Below are 18,247 nucleotides of genomic sequence, written 5' to 3' on the forward strand. Positions count from 1 at the left end.
CTGAACAAAATTAGAAGGTAAGTTTAACATTAAAGCCCACGTATCTGACGGAAGGATCCTGGAAATCGGAAGCACCGCCCGCGTTGGTTCCATAAAGGCTGTTTTCACCTCCGTCAGGGTCAGAGTAAACAAAGTCTTTTGCCCAGAGCAGAATATTCTGGCCAACAAAGCTGACCGAAGCAGATTTTGCCAGCTTGGGAATGTATTTGCCCGGAAGATCGTAGGTCAAAGATACTTCGCGTAATTTCAGGAAGGTCTTTGAGTAGGTATCAGGCCTGGTTCCGCGGCCACCCCATGCACTACTGTTGTGCAAATCAATGATATATTGTTTGTAGCTGGTATAAACATCATTGGGAGCATATTGGCGGGTATCGCTCGTGATGTTACCAAACTGATCATAGGTTACTGAGCCGGAAACTACCTTAACACCCTTTCCGAGGAAGTTTCTTGAACCGGGAGTTGCAACATCCAGTTCTCTTTCCTTGGTAACAGATTTTGGATGAACACCTGCCTGCCACATATAGCTTTCTGTACGTTCGGTTATCAGACCACCAACCACACCATCCATTGAAACGAATAATGTGAAATTTTTAAATTTCAAGGTTGAATTCAACCCCCAGATCCAGTCAGGATCATAGAATCCAAACCTTGAATCATACTGGCTTGTCATGAGCCTTCCGTTATTAAAGATATATTCTCCGGTTGCAGGAACCTTCACAAAATCTTTGCTCACAAAAGCATCGACGCGTTCACCAACCTTTACCCATGGTTTCTTGTCTGAATATACAGAATCCAGCTGTGTATAGTAGCGGGCGTAAGTTGTCCAGTTAATGCCCAGATCCCATTGTACATCCCTGCTTCTTACAGGAGTAGCGTTAACAGCCACTTCCCAGCCACGACGGGATATTTCCTCATCGATGTTCACATAAAAGCTGGTGTAGCCTGAAGCTGCGGAAAGGGGAGCGTTCTTCAGGAAGTTGAACATGTGTTTGTCATAGTAGGCAACATCAACTGAAAGTCGGTTTTTGAAAACAACTCCCTGCATACCAACCTCAAATGTTGTAGAGGTTTCGGGGAGAACACTCGGGTCGTACAGAGAGGAAGGTGCGGTTGCTCCATTCAGCGTATTCCAGGTAGAACTATTCAGTGTATAGGTGCTCTTGACAGCATAAATTGCCGGGGGTGTCTTTGACATGGTCCATGATCCCCTGAGCTTCAACAGATCGAGCCAGCTTTTTGTTCCGGGGAGAAGTTCCGACAGAATAAAACTGGAAGAAATCGACGGGTAGAAGTACGAACGTGTAGATTCCGGTAATGTTGAACTCCAGTCATTTCTGCCTGTTGCTTCAACATAGATCAGTTTATTCCATGAAAGAGCCAACCGGCCGAACAATGAGTTCACCTGCTGGCGGTAGGTGCTCTGAGAAATTGTCGGAGGATTTACCGAGGCCTTGATGGAGAAAAATCCCGGAACAGAAATTCCGCCCACGGTCTGGGCATACATATTGTAATCCTGTGTATAATAAATTGTTCCACCGGCCAGGTATTCGATACCGAACTTTCCAAAAGTTTTATCACCTGTTAACAGCAGGTCATTGTTCATACTCAGACCCTGTGTCTGGCCAATGTTATACCCGCCTGTCCATGCTCCGTTCCATGTCCACGGGTTTCCGGGAATAGGCGTGTTCCCTGTGGATGTATATGAACCCCAGGAAACTCTTTGCACGCCCCTGTCGGTATAAAAATCAAGACCGGAACGGATACTGGCTTTCAGCCAGTCAGTAATCTGATAACTGCTTAGCACATCTGCATTGAAAATATCGCGCGATACTTCATTGGTTCTCTCATATCTGTCGAAATAGGGATTGTTGGATTCGGACCGGTATGTCCAGTTTTGTGACTGTTTTGGTATGAGCCAGTAGTCCTTATAATCCCGAACGTCGAAATCACTTGGAGTCCATATGAGAAGCGAGTACATGGGATCGTAGGATGTATACCCATTGGAACCCATGTTGGGTGAATACCTCCGTGCATAAGACAAATTGGAACTGATTTTGAATCTGCCAGTATTGACATCTCCGCTTAATTTGTAAGCATATTTATCCAGCATGGAATTAGGGTATATTCCTTTGTTTTCAGTCCAGTTTACTGAGCTTCTGAGAGAGATAACCTCACCTTTATACCCGACGCTGAAATTATTGTTGGTGACATACCCCTGTTCCAGAAAATTTTTGAAGTTGTCTTTCCCAAGGGGTAAATATTCATAGTCACGGTAATCTTTCAGTACAGGATCCCATTGATTCTGTATCGATCCGTCCATTTTGGTACCCCAGGAACTGGTAGAGTTCTTATCGTACGTATTATTACTTCCGCGACCATAAACAGCTTGTTTTTCAGGTAGTGCCAGAAAGCCCGCCGTAAACATGGTGTTGGTAGTAAAATCGGCTGTTATTCCTGACTGATTAGCACTTCCGTTTTTGGTGGTAATGAGGATAGCCCCGCTTGCTCCGCGATAGCCATAAAGTGCGGAAGCAGTAGCACCTTTCAGAACACTGATTGATTCAATGTCTTCAGAAGCTATATCACTTAATTTTTTATTGTTATAAGGTACTCCGTCAATAACCAGAAGGGGATTTTCACCACGCAAAGTATAGCTGGGAGCTACAGCAAAATCGGTAGTATTTTTAACCAGAAGCCCGGCCACCTTACCGGTCAGGGCTGTGGCAGCTTCAACTCCCATTACTTTCTGGAGGCTCTCTCCATCTACTTTCTGTACAGCATAACCCAGAGCCTTTTCTTCACGTTTGATACCCAGAGCCGAAACCACAACTTCTTCCAGATTGACGACTTCTTCACTCATCTGAACATCAATGGTATTGTCAGTACCGATATTTATCTGAACCGACTGCATACCAATAAATGAAAAAGTAAGGCTTTTGGCTCCCTGAGGGATTTCAATACTGTACTTTCCGTTAACATCGGTTATAGTGCCGATCGTCGTTCCGGTAACAACTACATTTACCCCCGGCAGAGGATTCCCGTCCTTATCCTTCACCGTACCGGTAATTGTACGCTGCTGAAAAGGCGATAAAATACCCGCCTGATCACCAGAGGCAAGAATTATCTGCTTGTCGTATACAGCAAACTTGACTTCTCCTTTGAAAAGGTCATTGAGAATGTCCTTGATGCTTTTATTTTCTGCCTGAATATTGACCTTTTTGTCAACATCTATCAGCTTTGGGCTGTACAGAAAATAAAATTCACTTTGATTCTCAATTTCCTTTAGAGCATCAGAGATTTTAACATTTTCAAGTTTCAGAGTCAGTTTTGTGGCCTGCGAATAACTCTCAGTTGCGAAAATCTGAAATACTGCCACAAATGTCAGTAGAATGGTTAGCTTCATGATTCTGATGGTTTTTTTTAACAAGTATCCATTAGGAAACTTATTATCATCTCGAAAATCTTTCATAATTTTGAATGGATTAAGGTTACTAATGTTTTTTTACAGGATTTGGTACTTAGTCCGGCGGGAATGTGTGCCAGCACGTTCCCGTTTCTTTTTGTTTTCGCATCACTTGTTATGTTTTCATAGGCATTCGGTTTTTGGTTATAGTTAAGGATTTCATGTTTATTTATTCCGGTAATACAGAACAACTTTTCTTTTCGAAAAAATTCCCTGACTTTTTTCCTGCCGGTTTGAAATGGTGTAGTTTACAGGAGAGATCAGAGACATGAGTTCCATTACCTGCTGAAGGTTTTCGTCAACAAAAGTAGCTGTGTATGTAAGTTCAAGAAGTTTCGGATCAGCAATTTCAATTTCAACATTAAACCATCTGCTCAGTTTTTTAGCCACCTCACCGAGTGGTTCATTATGAAAAACAAGCTTCCCGTCTTTCCAGGCAAAATACCTGTCATCATCTATGATGCGTTGGGTGATTTTCTTATCAGACTTGTGATAAATGACCATATCAGCAGGTTTCATTTCCACAAGGGTTACCTTTCTCTTTCCAGGGTCCGAGCGCTGTAAAACCACCACTCCTTTAATCAGGGAAGTTTCGATTTTATCCTCTTCCGGATAGGCCATAACATTGAATTCGGTTCCAGTTGCCATTATCTGAATATCTCCGGCTGAAACCACAAATGGTACCCTGCGGTTGGAAACCACCTCAAAATAGGCTTCTCCGTGAAGTTCAACATCACGGCTTCTGCCCCTGAATACAGCAGGGTATTTCAGAGAACTGCCATGATTTAACCATACCCTTGAACCGTCGGGCAAAGTAACCTTTGAAATGGCATCCACCGATGAAAATACTTCATTATAAGCCTGATTGCCTGAAGCTATGCCATTCTGCCCGGTATAAAACTTAACCGACATCAACACACTGAATCCAAGGAGAGGAAGCATCAGCACGGCTGCAATCCGTGAAAAAACACGCCAAAAGGTTCCAGTACCTGATGATAAAAACCCGAAAGGTTTTTCTTCCAATGTTTTTGTGTGGATCAGATTGACCTTGTGATGGATTCTGTCAAGAATACCTTCATAGTTTGCAGGCAATTCCTCTTCATCAGCCTGTATCTCTTCCCAGTAAGTATATAACAGATTTCTGCCTTCTGTGGTTTCAGCACCTGATGTAAACCATTCCAGAAGAGTTTGCAATTCTTCCTGTGTGCATCTGTTACTGAAATATTTTCGCAGAAGTTCGATGTTCATTTATTTCTCCTTTCATTCTTAAGGGTAAACAAGCACCTCTGCAGCATGCCCGAGGTGCTTGTTACCCATTCTGACTAATCAACCAACCATACTAACTAACCGACTAACTAACCAGCCCTTTTGTTAAACCTTTTTCAGGAAATCTATCCTGTTTTGATAGTATGACGCAAAAACAAAAAAATACCACTACCGGGAATTAAAAAAAAGTAAAAAAAATTAAAACCTAGAAAATCAATGCTATACAAAAAGAAACCAGAAAAGCAACCCCATTAAAGAATAGGAACCGAGTTTGTCGCGGATAGTCCTCAGTGCCCTTGCCATATGGTTTTCAATGGTATTAACAGAGAGATTCAGACGCTCAGCGATTTCAGCATATTTTAAACCTTCCACTTTGTGCATTAAATAAATCTCCTTCTGACGCTGAGGCAGGCCATTAATTATTTCCTCGAGCCTCGTTTCCAGTTCCCTGTAATTCAATGCAACATCAACAGGTACATCACTTGGTTCCTGCAATGATTTCAGATACTTAAAGAATTCATTATCCTTTGCCTTTTTCCTTAAAAAGGATATGGCCGAATTGTAAGTAACCGTAAACAGAAAGGATTTTACCGAAGCATTATTTTCCACATTGAATCTGTGCTCCCATAAGCTCAGAAACACTTCCTGCAGAAGATTTTCTGTTTCTTCCTTTGATTTAAGAAGGGAATAACCAAATTTATAGATGCGACCACAATATTTTTTGTATAGCAGGTCAAAGGCCAGCATATTGCCCGCCTTTATTTCCATCATAAGATCCTCATCCCTGCCAATGGATATTTCTTTCATCCCGGTCTATGTCAATACTATGCAAGATTATAGAAAAAACAACTACCTTATAAGTAATGCAAGTAATTGATTTATCAAAACATAAACGAATTTCCTTACCTGTATTAAGAAACGTTTTATGTTACATTTGGGCTTCAAAACTAAACATTATTATCGTAGAATGTCAAAAAAACATGCTTAACTATGTCATACAGCATGTTTTCAGATATTTAGCCCGGTTTCCTGCATTTACCGGGCATGAGTCCCAATACATTACGTTGCATCATAAATTTAACGGGTTTAAACCGGATACCCAACCAAACATTAACAGCATTAGGTCATCGCACTCCCAGAAGATAATAAAACGATGAAAAGCTTTTGGGCGATCCTGTTCATATTCTGTGCATATTTTCCTGTCTTTTACCAGGCTTTCATGGTAATTTTTTGTACCTTTACCGCGGAAAAGTGACGGGAGTTATAGTTGTTCAAAAAACTGATATTTAATAAGTTAGTAGGTCTGGTTCCCTCCGGGATCCGGGAGGTTAGGGTTCCCTTCCTCCTGAATAGCAACACCACCCCTGTACTGTCATGTATCCATTGGTTCGGAAATTTTTTCCGGACGTAAAATATTGTAATACAAATAATAAGAAAGTTAGGGCAGAATATGAGCGAAGAAATGGTAAAAGGAAAGACAAACGGTTATTCAGCCGACAGTATTCAGGTACTTGAAGGGCTTGAGGCGGTGCGGAAGCGGCCGGCCATGTACATTGGAGACATCAGCACCAAAGGATTGCATCATCTTGTTTATGAAGTAGTTGACAACTCCATTGATGAAGCCCTGGCCGGTTTCTGTAAAAACATTGAAGTGGTTATCAACGAGGATAATTCCATTACGGTTACCGATGACGGAAGAGGTATTCCGGTTGATTTCCACGAAAAAGAGAAAAAATCGGCCCTCGAGGTTGTAATGACGGTTCTCCATGCCGGAGGGAAATTTAACAAGGACTCATACAAAGTGTCGGGTGGCTTACATGGAGTGGGCGTATCCTGCGTCAATGCCCTTTCTAAATATCTTCGAGCCGAAGTGCACCGCGACGGAAAGATATACACCCAGGAATATGAAAAAGGAAAACCGCTTGGCCCGGTTAAGGAAGCCGGTACTTCTGATAAAACCGGAACGATAATTACCTTTATTCCTGACGAAACCATTTTCACCACCACAGAATTCAATTACGAGATTCTGGAAGCCCGTCTCCGCGAACTGGCTTTCCTTAATAAAGGCATCCGTTTACGTCTGGTTGACAAACGGGAAAAGGAAGAAAACGGCAGTTCCAATGGGAACGGCAGTCAGCCCCATTACCGGGAAGCGGTTTTCTATTCCGAACACGGATTAAAGGAATTTGTTGAATTTCTTGACGAAACGCGGGAAAAGCTCACCGAAAAGATTTTTGCCTTTGAGGGAGAGAAGAATGATGTGCGGGTTGAAGTAGCTCTGCAATACAATACCTCATTTGCCGAAAATGTGCATTCCTATGTCAACAACATTAACACAATTGACGGGGGAACGCATCTGGCCGGCTTCCGCAGGGGTCTTACCCGCACCCTGAAGAACTACGCCGAAAAATCGGGAATGCTGTCAAAAATCAAGTTTGACATTAACGGAGATGATTTCAGGGAAGGTCTCACGGCGGTGATTTCGGTAAAGGTACCGGAACCTCAGTTTGAAGGCCAGACCAAAGGTAAGCTTGGCAACAGCGAAGTTATGGGGATAGTGGACCAGTTGGTCAGCACCTATCTTGAATATTATCTTGAAGAGAATCCGCGTGATGCCCGCCAGATTGTGAACAAGGTGATACTGGCAGCCCAGGCACGGCATGCCGCACGAAAAGCCCGTGAACTGGTTCAGCGGAAGAATGTTCTCTCCGGCGCCGGCCTTCCCGGCAAGCTGGCCGACTGTGCCGAAAAAGACCCTTCCATCAGCGAACTGTTCCTTGTGGAGGGAGATAGCGCCGGCGGAACAGCCAAACAGGGCAGAGACAGGCGTTTTCAGGCTATTCTTCCCTTGCGCGGGAAAATCCTGAACGTTGAAAAAGCCATGCCTCACAAAATCCTTGACAACGAGGAAATTAAAAACATCTACACCGCCCTGGGCGTATCAGTGGGTACCGAAGAAGATACCAAGGCACTGAATCTTGACGGTCTGCGGTATCACCGAATTATCATCATGACTGATGCCGACGTTGACGGAAGCCATATCACCACCCTGATCATGACCTTCTTTTACCGGCATATGGAAGAACTGATCAAACGCGGGCACCTGTATATTGCCACTCCTCCCCTCTATCTGGTAAAAAAAGGCAACCAGGAAGTTTACTGCTGGACCGAAGAGGAAAGACAAAAAGCCGTCGAAGAACTGGGAAAAGGAAAAGACAGCAGTGTTTCTGTACAGCGGTACAAAGGTCTTGGTGAAATGAACGCAGAACAGCTCTGGGAAACAACCATGAATCCCGAGAAACGCACCCTTCGACAGGTGACCATCGAAAGTGCAGCTGAAGCCGACCGGATTTTCTCCATGCTTATGGGCGATGACGTACCTCCGCGCCGTGAGTTTATTGAAAAGCATGCCAAGTACGCAAAAATCGATGCGTAGGCAAGCAAAACAAGAATTTGAAAACCATGTCTGACGAACCCATTATTGAATTTCATGATGCTGTTATTTACCAGGATGATCATCTTGTTTTTCCGGGAATAAACTTCGAAATTCACAAGGGAGAATTTGTTTATCTGATAGGAAAAGTAGGCAGCGGAAAAAGCTCAATTATCAAAACCCTGAATGCAGAAATGCCCCTGCGGGGAGGGGAAGTTCGGGTAGGCAGATTTTTCCTTTCCCGGTTGAAAAGAAAGGAAATACCTCTGTTACGCAGATCGCTGGGGATAGTATTTCAGGATTTTCAGCTACTGACAGACCGGAGTATTGAGAAGAACCTCGAATTCGTGCTGCGTGCCACAGGGTGGAAGGACAAGAAACTCATTGATGCCCGCATTGCAGAAGTTCTTACTCAGGCTGGCCTTGAAAGAAAGGGGTATAAAATGCCGCACCAGCTTTCAGGGGGTGAACAGCAGAGGGTTGTCATCGCCCGGGCCCTGCTGAACAACCCCGATATCATCCTGGCGGATGAACCCACCGGAAATCTTGATCCGGAAACATCGGCCGAAATCCTGAAGCTTCTTCTTGAGATCAGTGCTTCCGGCCGCACTGTTGTGATGGCAACCCATAATTACACTTTGCTGAAAAAATACCCTTCGCGTACCTTACGGTGCGAAAATGGGGAAGTAACCGATATTACAAAAGAACAGGAGATAGATATTTCGGGCTTGGAATAAGAGAAGCAGATACTTCATGAAATTACGCAGGATTCCTCAGTTGTTTCAGGTAGAATATTTCCGGCATACTGTTACACTGGTTTCTTCTGCAGCTGTGGCCCAGTTAATCGGCCTGCTTGTTTACCCCCTTCTTACGCGACTTTTTACTCCGGCCCATTTCGGAGAGCTGTCGGTTTACCTTTCGGTGTCAATGATTCTTTCCATCCTGGCCAGCGGGAGATACGAACAGGCCATTTTGCTCCCCCGGCGCAACGAACATGCTCTGCAGCTTCTGCAACTGGCCCTCTTTGTGTCGGTTATTACCATGGCCATCCTCTTTATCTTTCTGCTTTTTACACGAAACTGGGTTTCTTCTGTGCTGGGAGTTCCGGAAATTTCCTTCTGGTTATTGACACTGCCGCTGTATGTTTTCATCATGGTTGCCTGCCAGGCATTTACTTTTTATTTCAACAGGCACAAGCAGTATAACGCCATTGCCGCCTATAATGTAACCCAGAGCGCCGCATCATCGGCCATGCGCGTTGGATTCGGCTTTCTGAAAACCGGGGGCGGCGGACTAATCCTTGGCTCCCTTCTCGGATATGCCGGAGGACTGGTGGCCTTTCTTTTCCCTTTTCTCAAAAAACACAGAAACAGCAAAATCTTGTTTAAAAGCGCACCGGTAAAGAAAAGAGCAAAGGAGTACATTAACTTTCCGCGCTTCCGGATGGTGCATCTGTTTCTGAACTACTTTTCCGGAAACCTGCCTGTGCTTTTGCTTTCATCCTGGTTTTCCTCTTCGGCAGCCGGAATTTATTCCCTCGGGTACACAGTGGTGTCGCGTCCGGCCAATCTTTTTCTCAATTCGGTGGAACGGACATTTTCGCAGCGCATTATAGAAAAAAAGAACAACGGACAAGCTCTGCTATTTGATTTCCGGCGTTTTGTTCGAAGCATGTTTCTGCTGGCACTTGTTACTTTTATTCCCGTCTGGCTTGCCGCTCCTTTTGTTTTTACCCTGGTTTTCGGCAGTGCATGGGCTGAATCAGCCACCTACTTCCGCATTATCCTTCCGTGGATGTTTATGTTCTTCCTGGCTACTCCGTTGTCGTTTCTGCCTGACTTTTTTATGCAGCAAAAAAAAGCCATGTGGATTGAAGCTGTGCAACTTGTTTTGCGGATGGCTGCCCTAACGGCCGGATTATTGCTGAAAAACCCGCATCTCGGTATGGTTTTTTACAGCGCCATTGGAGTGGGCATTTACGGATATTGCCTCTGGTGGTACTATACCCTTGTGAAACAACACGACAATCAGTTGCAGATTAGTATTACGTAAAAACCGAATCCCCGTCTCCATCCTGCAGTTCGAAGCTGGTATCAAGAACCTCTGATAATACCAGATTGTAAGCGGTTCGCTTATACACTTTCCTTTTGATCACAGCCGGCAGATTCAACCGTTTCAGTTCTCTGAGCAGGTATTGATTCCAGGTCAGCAACCCGTGGGCCGGTTGGCGGAGCAACCAAAACAGTAACGCCTGAGCAACGGGTTCTTCACTTCCCTGAAGAACATAGAGGTAAGGCACTTTTGCTATGCCGTCACGGAAATTCACAACAGCCACTCCAACAAGCAACTGGTTGTGATCAATCCTAAGAACATGCTGAACAAAGGATTCAACTTTCCAGGAGAAAGGATACTGGTGAGTACCTTTTTTACATAATTTGCACGGAATAAGCCAGGGAGTGCGCAAAATCCATTTCAGATCAGATGCGCGCCTTGTGAGGGGGTTTCCGGCACACATCCTGTCGATAAATTCGTTTACATCCTGCTGTTCAACGGAAGCCGGACGAACCGTAAAAGTGTCTGATCCGGCAGCTATTTGCATACCCTGAAGGCGGAGGTACTGCATTCCGTTTATAGCAAGGTCCACCGGAGAAGCAAGAAGTTTAACCCATGGCCTGTATCCTGATTTCCGGCTCAGAAAGGTACCGGCACCTCCCCTGAACCACAGATATATGCCTTCGGCAGGTTTCTGAACCCTGAACCTGCCTGTACCATCAACGATCTTCTCTGTATGCTCTGTCATATCGGCCAGCACCATGCGCCCGCGGGTTATTTCGAGCATTCGGTAGAAAAGGGGCATAGATACTCTTCGTCCCTTATCGGGGTGAATCCACCAGCAGCTGTTGTAGAAAAAGCGTTCCGGCTCAGCACGAGCGAGATAGAGCCGTGCCGGCAAAATTCCAGCAAAACCAGCCAGGGAATCGTCCTCTGCAACCGCCATCAGAAGAGCAATATCATTCGGGTAAGCATTCGGATTGATGGCCTGGGAAATAGCCCTTGAAGGGGTAATGGGAATAATTTTCTGCCGGCGGTACCAACCGGATGCGATCAGATCATCGAGTTCGCCAACTCGTATTTCACGGAACTTCATACCGAGGACTTCTGTACAATAATCCTGATTATGTCGCCCACGGTTTCTATCTCAACAAGTTCAGAAAATTCGAAGCGCAGGGCGAATTCTTTTTCCAGCGCAGCAATCAGCCGCACATGCTGCAGTGAGGTCCATTCCGGCACATCGGCAGCCGAAAGTCCGGGAGTAAGAACTAATGATGGTTTGCGGAATACTTCCCTGAACACTTTTTCTACACGCTGTCGAATCACATCGTAATCATCCATACACCTTATTTCTTTTCTGAGACAAACAATTACGCAGGATGTAAATTTAGTTTTTTTACTGATAATTCAGTTGGTGATGCCGCTCCAACGGGCTGATAATTATCTTCCCCATTTCAATATCCAGAGCCGGGAGACCGGTTGAAAACCCAGTTTCAGATACACCGGCTCACCCATTTTGCTGGCATGAAGAATAAAACGGTTACAGCCTTCATCCAGAGCCTTTTTTATGACCCATGCTGTGGCAGTTTGAGCAATTCCCATTCTTCTGAACTCCGGTTTTACCGTAACCAGATAAATTCCGCACAAATTGCCAATGCGGTGCAGAGCAATACTCCCGGCCAGACGGTCCTCAAATACAACACGGTAAAACCACAACCCTGCGCTTTCGGAGGTCACAACAAGCCCGGGAGAAATGCGTTTCGCGGCAAAAAGCACTTCATTCACAACACCAGCAAATTCTTCAGCCTGAACAGTATTACAGGTTTCCTCCAGGCGGACCTTTTCATTCACCGGCAAAAAGTTTACCATTTCTTCCGTGCACCACATTCCTTTCCAGGAAAGCACAGGAACAAAACCGGCATGAGCCAGAAGGTTCAGCAAATCGCTTGAGCGATGGTCAGAAACAACCAGCGAATCGGGGAATATACCTTTTTCAGCCGACAGTTTCAGCTCAGCTATATCCTTCACCTGCGGAGCGTAAGGGAAACGTATGCTGAATATAAAGGAGGGCCATCCGGTATCAGGATTGTGCACCCAATAGAAGCAGGGTTCCTCACCCCATGGCAGGTTTCCGTATTTTGCCAGTGAAAGATAGAATTGTTCCAGCCCGTATTCAACAAGGCCGGCAGGGGCCATATTGTACAGGCTTTCTCCTTTCATATCATTTCATACAGCTTTCTCCGGTCGATTTTTCCGCTTACGCTGACCGGAAACTGTTCAACCGGGATAATTTCTGATGGCACCATGTAATCGGGCAATTTCCGGCTCAGAAATTCCCTGAGGGCGACCGGATCGTCGCATTTTTCAACAAACAGATGTATCTGCTGGGTTCCCAGGTAATTTTCCTTGGCCAGAGCCACAGCCTGGGTTCGCAAATACGTTCGTGTATGGTATTCAATTTCACCCAGTTCAACCCGGAATCCCTGCACCTGCACCTGCCCGTCGGAACGCCCGCAAAAAAGATAATCACCATCCCTGTCAGTCAGAACAATGTCGCCGGTAGCATACCATCGTTCCTTTTTTTTGCCCGAAGAAAGTTCAAAAAAGACCTGGGTGGTTTTTTCATCATCTTTCCAGTATCCGGGGCTTATCTGGGGACCTCCTACGCACAATTCCCCCTTCTGTTCCAGGTCCAGGGCATTTCTGTTCTTCCCCGCTACAAAAGCCCGGTTTTTTCCAAAGGGTTTCCCGATTGCGACAATACCGTTAAAATGCTTTATTTCCCCGGGATCAGAAGGAATTTTGTATTCAAGACAATTGACAGTGGCTTCGGTAGGGCCGTACACATTCTGCACCACGGCATTCGGAACACATTGCCTCCATTCGGTTACAAGATCCCTGTCAAGAGGTTCACCTCCGAAAAGGCAGTAACGCAGTTTTTCAAGACGAATCGAAGGGAAATAAGGACGCAGAAAAGCAATGGTTGAGGGAGGCAACTTGGCAAAAGTCAGCCCGTGATTCTGAAGCAGGCGGAGGGCATACATATATTTTACCTCATTCCACGGTACCGTATAAACCGATGCCCCAAGGGAAAGCGGAACAATATAGCAATGCAACGATGCATCGAATGTAAGGTCGTAAATCTGAAGGAATTTGTCGTTTTCGGTAAACGAATAACCAATATCCAGAAAAGCTTTAACAAAAGCATTGAAATTGGAATAGGTAATCTGCACCCCCTTTGGCTTTCCTGTACTTCCTGATGTAAACAGAATGTACATCAGGTCATCAGGATCTCTTTCTGCTGGCTCAATATGGATTCCTTTTGATTTCAATCCCTTTACATCAATCATTTGAATGTGGGTCGCAGACAAAATGGTACGTGGCACAGGACCAGCCGACAAAACAAGCTCAGCGCCGGTTTGCCGTAAAATTTCGTTATTCCTGGTGGCAGGATTTCTCGGACTCAGAGGCAGAAAGGTTTTTCCTTCAAGCCAGATGGCATAAGCAGAAGCATAGCTGTAAATATCATCCCATGCAAGCACCGCCACGATTTTCTGTCGGCTTTTGCCTGCTTCTTTTTTCAAAACAGACCGGACTGCGGAAATGCAGGAGGCAAAATCCTCATAGGAATACAGATCTTTCCCGATGCAGAAAGCATCTTTTTGAGGCCAGCGCCGGACTGATTCACTGAACTTCTGAAGAAAATCCATGGGTCAGTATTTATCAGCCCTCCTGAGAATATTTTTTCCCATCAGGGCTTTGAACAAAAAGTAAAGGTACTCAGAAAAAATGATTCCGGGGGCGTTAACGAAAGGCTTCTCCATTCCAATCCGCTGGGCAGACCGGGGAGCCATATCTTTTTTAATACCTGAAGTACCAAATGTCACCGGCGGAGCGCTGGGCACTGAATGAAGGTTTTGGTAGAACTCCAGAGGAAGGAAATGATCGGTAAACGGAAAAGCAAAAACCGGGAACAGTTCTCCATACATATTTCTCACAAAATCAACACTTTCCAGGGTTTGCCGCAGCTGTTCACCGGGAGCCAGGTCAGGATACCAGGGATGGTCAATGCTATGGGCTCCGATATGAAATCCTTCTGCCTGCAACCACCGGATCTGCTCATCATCCATATAGGGTTTCTGCTCCCGAAGATACTCTTCAAAACTGATACCCGCCACAAGGCCGAGATGATCGAGCATTTCCCTGTGCCGGTAAGGAATTTCCAGAACAGCTTTCCTGAAATCGGGAACAGGAAGCCCTTTTTTCATGAATGCCCGGGTGATGCCCGACGGAATGCATTCGGGCAAATTGGGCCTGAGAAGCTGATGATAAACCAGCGATGCCTTACAGCGGTATGATAGATCACGATTACCGACAAAAGCAGGCGATATAAAAAAGGTGGCCGGAACACCCAGATCTTTTAATATCGGGGCAATAAAATCAAAAGACTCCCGGAACCCGTCGTCAATGGTAACATGCATTACAGGCTTCTCAGGGGAAGCCTCCCTGGTTATATAGCGAATTGCTCCGGAAAGATCAACAGGCTTAAAATACCGTAAAAGCCATTCCACATCCCGGCGGAATTGTTCGGGCGACGGAACAGGATACAAGTGCCTGATGTGCGGGGGTGGCACAGGTGCTACGGCATGCCAGAAGGGAAAGAGCATTTTCTGCCGGCTGATTTTCACCAGCAGGGAAAAAGGGATTAGTCTCCTTAAGGGACTTGTAAATACGTATAGTTTACTTTTGTCCATACGTTAACCATCCGAAAAGACAACGGCTGACAAGGGGATAAACGGTGGTGGCCGCACCAAATCCTTTAAAAAATCTTGCAATACCTGGTACGGTGGAGCCTTCAAAATCGAGAAGCCGGCCCGTGCCGGCATAGGTTTCAATAAATCTGCTTACCAGCAGAAACATGGCGCCTGTTTCCTTACCCTCCGGGGAAGAGGCCGAAATCAGATAAACGGAACGAAGATCATCCTTAAGGAAAAAGCAGCCGGCTAAAGGTTCATTGTCCGGAGCAAAGGCATACCATATTTCCCCCTCGTTTCGTTCCAAAGCCTTATGCATGATTTTCCCGGCCAGTTGAAGGTGCTTTTCCTGCATACCTGACGGCCTGGCTTTCCACTTCAGCTGAAGCAGAAAACCGGGCTCACCGCTTTTTCTGATTTCCAGTCCCGCCTTCATTGCTTTCCTGATATTGCGATGGGTATTCTCGTCAAAGCCCGAAGATAATTCACTGTATGGTTTATCGAGGGAAAGCAGGTTATCGGGCCGGAAGTACAATCCTTTCGTTCTTTCCAAAAGCTGGTTCGAAGCATTCAGGGCTATGTGCAACTGTATAACCCGGAGCGAGCCATGGCTTAAAAATTCATCACAGACGAATGAATCAGGAATTTGCTGACCGAAGATTCCCAGCTGCTGGCAATAAGGAGGTTGCAGAATACGTCTTACTCCAATCGTGTGTTTTTCAGGAACCGGCATAAAGTAACCCCGCGCTTCGTCGAGCAAAATTCCCCAGCCCGGGCAGACCAGATCAAGGTACCAGGCGCGAGCATAAGGAACCCTGTTGGGCGCCATGGCAAGCTGCTGATCCCACCATGCCCCGCCGATAAATTCATGTGCCAGATGCCTGATCATTGGATGGGTTTATTGCCAAAGCTAGTATTTTCTGATAGAAATCCCTCCATTCTTTCCCCGGACCAGCAAACGTTTCGTTATGAAAAATGAAAATCAGAGTCCCCTTTACACGTTGAACTGACTGTATAATATTTCCTGCAATTTCTGCGGCCTTTTCCGTCACCTTACCGTCAGGACCGTAAAATGTTCTGTCCATAAAGGCAAACGGATACAGCATCAGGCCTGTGGTTTCCTCCCTGAGCAGGTCATAGAAAAGGAAAGGAGTGGTGATGCCGGCCCTGAAACCAGGGTGGGTTGAATATCCGAGAGAATAGTCTTCGCGGATCCCAATCCGGATAAGGTTACGGAAGGTTTCAGGAAACCGCATCCGCAGGAAATGCTGTCGGCTCATAGTAACGGACTGCCTGAGAACCGACTCGGCCAGTTCTTTTTCCCGCCTCATCTTCTGTTCGCTTCCAAAGGAATGGTATGAAGGATGGATACCCACTGAACCATTGGCGGCACAGTCCTGTAAAATCTTTTGCATGGCAGGATGGACAGGCGATATGTTTTTGTCATACCTGCCGTACCTGCCCAAAAGGAAAAACCAGCGGGCAGAAATCCTGAAACGGCTGTGAATCTGATGAATCCATTCGAAGGTATAAAAAGGATCTTCCTTTTTCCCCGTCAGGCAGGCAATTCGCTCAGACAATCCGGGTTTTCGGTTAAGAAAAACATCCCGAACGGCTCCACCCAGATTCCGGAAAAAGCCCTTGTGGCAATAGGCAAAGGCACTGTCCACATCAATGGTAGGAATACACTGATATGGCGGTTCGTTAAAGGAAAAATCAGGAAAAACCGATGCAAGTTTTGATGCCAGCCAGAGTGCCCATTCATTGACCAAAGGCCTGCCAAGCCATCCCTGCCGGTAAAGCATGGACTCAGTAGCCGGAAACCTCCCGTGCTGATCGGGATGAAAAGCCAAATACTCCTCGTACCGGGTAACCAAATAAAATGCTGCTGAAAAAACATCAAAACAACCATCAGCATCCTTGGCAGGAAACAGAACAGGCATTCCTTCAACCACATCCGCAACGGGCAAAAAATTCCGAAGCCCTGTTTCAGACAGCAATCCTGAAGGGATAATATGAAAAGCCTGTGCAAATTTTTCCTTTCCATAGCTGATCTTTGGCCCTTCGTAACGCGCGAATTCTTCCCTGTCGGCGGTTATGCCGGATGGAATGCGCAGGACCGTTTCCAGGAGAAGGCGCACCGCGTATTTCAGACGGGGAGTAACTGCGTCAGCATAGATCAATACCGGCCTGTTTTCCATCTTCAATAACGAAAGATACGAAGATAATACATTGATGCCGATTAACGAATCCGTGTTCTGTTTTGGTTTTATCTAACTCAAATACTCCCGTATGAATATTCTGGAGCAATTGAATTACCTTTGCGCTTCCATTTACAAGCGACAATTAAGACAAAATGCAGAATATCAGAAACATAGCAATAATTGCCCATGTCGATCATGGTAAAACCACACTGGTTGACAGGATGTTGTATCAGGCAAAACTCTTCCGTGACAACCAGAATCCCGGCGAATTGATTCTCGACAGCAATGAACTGGAAAGGGAAAGAGGAATCACTATCCTTGCCAAGAATGTTTCTGTACGTTATAAGGGCATAAAGATCAATATTATTGACACACCCGGGCACAGCGATTTCGGAGGTGAGGTAGAGAGGGTGCTGAATATGGCTGACGGCGTGCTTTTACTGGTTGATGCCTTTGAAGGCCCCATGCCGCAGACCCGTTTTGTTTTGCAGAAGGCACTGGCCCTGAATCTCAAGCCCATTGTGGTGATCAACAAAGTGGACAAGCCCAACTGCGATCCCGAAGGGGTTCAGGAAGCCGTTTTTGACCTGATGTTCAACCTCGATGCCACAGAGGATCAGCTTAATTTTCCCACTGTCTTCGGTTCGTCCAAGGAAGGATGGATGGGCCCTGACTGGAGAAAACCCACCAAGGACATTACCTATCTTCTCGACACCATTCTGGAGTACATTCCACCTCCCAAAGTCGGTGAAGGTACCCTGCAGCTGCAAATCACCTCTCTCGATTATTCGAGCTATGTAGGAAGAATTGCTGTAGGACGTCTCTCACGCGGGGTATTGCGCTGGGGCATGAATGTTTCTCTCATTAAACAGGACGGACGCGTTTTCAAGAGTAAGGTTAAAGAATTGTACGTATTTGAAGGCCTGGGAAAAGAAAAGGTCAAAACGGATGTTTACCCGGGAGAAATCTGCGCCATACTGGGAATCGATGATTTCGAAATCGGGGATACTATTGCTGATTTTGACAACCCTGAACCTCTGAAACCTTTGCAGATTGATGAGCCAACTATCAGCAT

General features: G+C 45.7%; 14 protein-coding genes. 4 read left to right on the forward strand and 10 right to left on the reverse strand.

What is annotated here, in order from left to right; all coding sequences use genetic code 11:
- Positions 1-10: 10 nt before the first annotated feature.
- The 3 genes from GX419_04835 to GX419_04845 all read right to left on the reverse strand — a co-directional run bounded on the left by GX419_04835 (position 11) and on the right by GX419_04845 (position 5,536).
- Positions 11-3,403, reverse strand: coding sequence for a SusC/RagA family TonB-linked outer membrane protein (locus tag GX419_04835; protein NLI24011.1), 3,393 nt, complete (start codon positions 3,401-3,403; stop codon positions 11-13).
- Between the two features lie 225 nt (positions 3,404-3,628).
- A complete protein-coding gene (locus tag GX419_04840) occupies positions 3,629-4,711 on the reverse strand; it encodes a FecR family protein (protein NLI24012.1) in 1,083 nt (360 codons plus the stop codon).
- A 237-nt stretch (positions 4,712-4,948) separates the two neighbouring features.
- Positions 4,949-5,536 (reverse strand): RNA polymerase sigma-70 factor, encoded by a 588-nt coding sequence (locus tag GX419_04845; protein ID NLI24013.1) that lies wholly within the window; start codon positions 5,534-5,536, stop codon positions 4,949-4,951.
- 643 nt (positions 5,537-6,179) lie between these two features.
- On the opposite strand from GX419_04845, the gene gyrB reads away from it, so the two are divergent.
- From gyrB to GX419_04860, 3 genes are read left to right on the forward strand one after another with little or no spacing between them, the layout of a single operon-like run.
- A complete protein-coding gene (gyrB, locus tag GX419_04850; protein NLI24014.1) occupies positions 6,180-8,165 on the forward strand; it encodes a DNA topoisomerase (ATP-hydrolyzing) subunit B in 1,986 nt (661 codons plus the stop codon).
- A 26-nt stretch (positions 8,166-8,191) separates the two neighbouring features.
- A complete protein-coding gene (locus tag GX419_04855; protein ID NLI24015.1) occupies positions 8,192-8,899 on the forward strand; it encodes an ATP-binding cassette domain-containing protein in 708 nt (235 codons plus the stop codon).
- 16 nt (positions 8,900-8,915) lie between these two features.
- On the forward strand, positions 8,916-10,214 hold the full coding sequence (locus GX419_04860; GenBank protein NLI24016.1) for a lipopolysaccharide biosynthesis protein: 1,299 nt from the start codon (positions 8,916-8,918) through the stop codon (positions 10,212-10,214).
- Here GX419_04860 and GX419_04865 read toward each other — a convergent pair.
- The 7 genes from GX419_04865 to GX419_04895 all read right to left on the reverse strand — a co-directional run bounded on the left by GX419_04865 (position 10,207) and on the right by GX419_04895 (position 17,169).
- The gene (locus tag GX419_04865) at positions 10,207-11,310 is read right to left on the reverse strand and encodes a hypothetical protein (GenBank protein NLI24017.1); all 1,104 of its coding nucleotides are present in this window, start codon (positions 11,308-11,310) and stop codon (positions 10,207-10,209) included. The two genes, GX419_04860 and GX419_04865, sit on opposite strands and share 8 nt — an antisense overlap.
- A complete protein-coding gene (locus GX419_04870; protein NLI24018.1) occupies positions 11,307-11,555 on the reverse strand; it encodes an acyl carrier protein in 249 nt (82 codons plus the stop codon). The genes GX419_04865 and GX419_04870 overlap by 4 nt, the downstream gene beginning before the upstream one ends.
- Before the next feature lie 99 nt (positions 11,556-11,654).
- Positions 11,655-12,434, reverse strand: coding sequence for a GNAT family N-acetyltransferase (locus tag GX419_04875; GenBank protein NLI24019.1), 780 nt, complete (start codon positions 12,432-12,434; stop codon positions 11,655-11,657).
- Positions 12,431-13,924, reverse strand: coding sequence for an amino acid adenylation domain-containing protein (locus tag GX419_04880; GenBank protein NLI24020.1), 1,494 nt, complete (start codon positions 13,922-13,924; stop codon positions 12,431-12,433). The genes GX419_04875 and GX419_04880 overlap by 4 nt, the downstream gene beginning before the upstream one ends.
- 3 nt (positions 13,925-13,927) lie before the next feature.
- On the reverse strand, positions 13,928-14,968 hold the full coding sequence (locus tag GX419_04885) for a polysaccharide deacetylase family protein (protein ID NLI24021.1): 1,041 nt from the start codon (positions 14,966-14,968) through the stop codon (positions 13,928-13,930).
- Positions 14,955-15,857: a hypothetical protein gene (locus GX419_04890; protein NLI24022.1), complete on the reverse strand. Its 903-nt coding sequence runs from the start codon at positions 15,855-15,857 to the stop codon at positions 14,955-14,957. The genes GX419_04885 and GX419_04890 overlap by 14 nt, the downstream gene beginning before the upstream one ends.
- Entirely contained in the window at positions 15,835-17,169 is a 1,335-nt protein-coding gene (locus GX419_04895) for a hypothetical protein (GenBank protein NLI24023.1), read from the reverse strand. The genes GX419_04890 and GX419_04895 overlap by 23 nt, the downstream gene beginning before the upstream one ends.
- 155 nt (positions 17,170-17,324) lie before the next feature.
- Between GX419_04895 and GX419_04900 the strand changes: the two genes are divergently transcribed.
- Positions 17,325-18,247 (forward strand): GTP-binding protein (locus GX419_04900; GenBank protein ID NLI24024.1); only part of this gene is annotated, 923 nt, incomplete at its 3' end.

This window comes from Bacteroidales bacterium (assembly GCA_012517825.1).
Lineage (GTDB): Bacteria > Bacteroidota > Bacteroidia > Bacteroidales > JAAYUG01 > JAAYUG01.

Bases quoted from the DNA above. Each gene is read 5' to 3' on its own strand.
- GX419_04835 (NLI24011.1), bottom strand. From the start codon at position 3,403: ATGAAGCTAACCATTCTACTGACATTTGTGGCAGTATTTCAGATTTTC.
- GX419_04840 (NLI24012.1), bottom strand. From the start codon at position 4,711: ATGAACATCGAACTTCTGCGAAAATATTTCAGTAACAGATGCACACAG.
- GX419_04845 (NLI24013.1), bottom strand. From the start codon at position 5,536: ATGAAAGAAATATCCATTGGCAGGGATGAGGATCTTATGATGGAAATA.
- gyrB (NLI24014.1), top strand. From the start codon at position 6,180: ATGAGCGAAGAAATGGTAAAAGGAAAGACAAACGGTTATTCAGCCGAC.
- GX419_04855 (NLI24015.1), top strand. From the start codon at position 8,192: ATGTCTGACGAACCCATTATTGAATTTCATGATGCTGTTATTTACCAG.
- GX419_04860 (NLI24016.1), top strand. From the start codon at position 8,916: ATGAAATTACGCAGGATTCCTCAGTTGTTTCAGGTAGAATATTTCCGG.
- GX419_04865 (NLI24017.1), bottom strand. From the start codon at position 11,310: ATGAAGTTCCGTGAAATACGAGTTGGCGAACTCGATGATCTGATCGCA.
- GX419_04870 (NLI24018.1), bottom strand. From the start codon at position 11,555: ATGGATGATTACGATGTGATTCGACAGCGTGTAGAAAAAGTGTTCAGG.
- GX419_04875 (NLI24019.1), bottom strand. From the start codon at position 12,434: ATGAAAGGAGAAAGCCTGTACAATATGGCCCCTGCCGGCCTTGTTGAA.
- GX419_04880 (NLI24020.1), bottom strand. From the start codon at position 13,924: ATGGATTTTCTTCAGAAGTTCAGTGAATCAGTCCGGCGCTGGCCTCAA.
- GX419_04885 (NLI24021.1), bottom strand. From the start codon at position 14,968: ATGGACAAAAGTAAACTATACGTATTTACAAGTCCCTTAAGGAGACTA.
- GX419_04890 (NLI24022.1), bottom strand. From the start codon at position 15,857: ATGATCAGGCATCTGGCACATGAATTTATCGGCGGGGCATGGTGGGAT.
- GX419_04895 (NLI24023.1), bottom strand. From the start codon at position 17,169: ATGGAAAACAGGCCGGTATTGATCTATGCTGACGCAGTTACTCCCCGT.